Here is a 1,900-nt window from a genome sequence, read left to right on the forward strand (position 1 = left end):
TGGTTCAAGGGATCATGCGGAAGGAGTAGCATCCCACTACTTTCGTCCTCGTGACACTACCGCTTTCGGAGAGTTGCCTTTGGCTGTGGCTCATCGTCACTCAACGTATGCCTAACTCCCGCTACAAAAGACTGGGCCAATCCGTTGACCGCAGAAGTTGTGAGATGAGCGCCTGCGACCCGCCTTGCGATATGACCCTCTGGGTCGACCCATTCGACAATTTGACAGACATGACCAAATGGATTGACCGTTTCCAATGAAATTCGAAAGCCGCGCATTTTCAACGTTTTGTTATCCATACAATTGGCTTTCCACATAAATGTCGATAATTTTTGCTTCTCGATTGCGAATTTAGATTTGCTTCCTTAAGCAAGTCTTAAACCAGCGTGGGCAGACGACAGGGCTTCAGGACGCTGGTTCTGATGGGCACCCTCGTCGATGTCACGCAGAGCGATGCCCAGACAACGGCGGACAGGAACGACAAGGTCTATGACGAAGGTCGCAACCTGATGCTGGTTCTGGTGGCCGTTTCCGTGCTGATCGGTATTGGAATCGGTGTTTGGGTCGCGCGTAGCCTGATGCGACAATTGGGTACCGAGCCGGCGATTGCCGTTAATCTCGCCAGAGATGTGGTGGACGGAGATCTCAGCGTAGACATTGATCTCCGCCCAGGCGACACGAAGAGCCTGATGGCATCGCTGAAGGCGATGCGCGATGCGCTGTCGCGGGTCGTCGCAGAGGTTTGCGAGAGCGCCGAAGGAGTGGCGACTGCAAGCGCCCAGATTGCGCAAGGGAATCTGGATCTGTCGAGCCGAACTGAAGAGCAGGCGGCATCGCTCGAGGAGACTGCTTCGAGTATCGAAGATCTGACTGCCGCTGTCCGCCACAACACGGACAACGCGAAGCAGGCGGTAACGCTTGCCGGCGCGGCATCCGGCGTTGCGCAGCAAGGCGGCGAAGTCGTGAGCCGCGTCGTCGAGACGATGCGCGACATCGCAGCCAGTTCCACAAGAATGTCTGAGATCATTGGTGTGATTGAAGGCATCGCTTTCCAGACCAACATCCTTGCGCTTAACGCGGCAGTCGAAGCGGCGCGTGCTGGTGAGGAAGGACGAGGATTCGCTGTCGTGGCATGTGAAGTTCGTGCACTAGCGCAGCGCCAGCGCCGCCAAGGAAATCAAGGATCTGATCGCCGAATCGGTCTACCGCGTGGAGGCAGGCTCGGTCCTCGTCGCACAGGTCGGGGCACAATCGGTGAAATTGTCGGGTCAGTGAAACAAGTCACTGACATCGTGGGTGAAATATCGTCGGCATCTCAAGAGCAGATTGCCGGTATCGAGCAGGGCAATCTGGCGATCACGCTTTTGCTGGATGCGTCGACAAGTATCGACCCCGATCGCAATCGTCTTACATATCGCTGGATTGCTTACCCTGAAGCGGGTTCGGCTATTTCACACGCCGTACGGCCCTCCGACGTAATTGGCCAACGCGGCGAGGACTTCCTGTCGTCGCCGCCAACGCTCAAGTTGGCTGGCAGCGCGTCAGCGAAGCTTCGGGTGACAACATTACAGGCTGGGGTCGAGCATGTCATCCTGATGGTCACCGACGACGGGACTCCTCAGCTCACGTCATACAGGCGTCATCGTTTCAGTTCATCAGTGACCGCGGATCGATAGCGTGCGGCATTTAGGTGCGCACTCGGCCAGTCATCACGCAATGGGCAAGAAAAAGCTCAAGGCACTCGCTGATCGCGGATACTTCAATGCAACGGAAATCAAGGCTTGCGACGACGCGGGAATTGCGGCGCTGGTGCCGAAAACACAAACATCGAGCGCGAGGGCTGACGGGCGGTTCGACCGGGCCGACTTCATCTATATCGCCAGGGACGATCAGTACCTGT

Annotated in this window: 1 protein-coding gene and 2 pseudogenes; 2 read left to right on the top strand and 1 reads right to left on the bottom strand. The window is 56.7% G+C overall.

The genetic code is table 11. The features are described from left to right. Positions 1-56: 56 nt before the first annotated feature. Positions 57-317 (bottom strand): DUF2866 domain-containing protein, encoded by a 261-nt coding sequence (locus tag BBA01S_RS48765; RefSeq protein ID WP_124262882.1) that lies wholly within the window; start codon positions 315-317, stop codon positions 57-59. An 81-nt stretch (positions 318-398) separates the two neighbouring features. Between BBA01S_RS48765 and BBA01S_RS45025 the strand changes: the two are divergent. Next, a pseudogene (locus BBA01S_RS45025) lies at positions 399-1,676 on the top strand (methyl-accepting chemotaxis protein); the annotation flags it as partial. Between the two features lie 25 nt (positions 1,677-1,701). Continuing rightward, positions 1,702-1,900: pseudogene (locus BBA01S_RS45030) on the top strand (IS5/IS1182 family transposase); the annotation flags it as partial.

Source organism: Paraburkholderia bannensis NBRC 103871 (assembly GCF_000685015.1).
Taxonomy (GTDB): domain Bacteria; phylum Pseudomonadota; class Gammaproteobacteria; order Burkholderiales; family Burkholderiaceae; genus Paraburkholderia; species Paraburkholderia bannensis.

Coding starts and splice junctions, on each gene's coding strand:
- BBA01S_RS48765 (WP_124262882.1), bottom strand. CDS start 317: ATGTGGAAAGCCAATTGTATGGATAACAAAACGTTGAAAATGCGCGGC.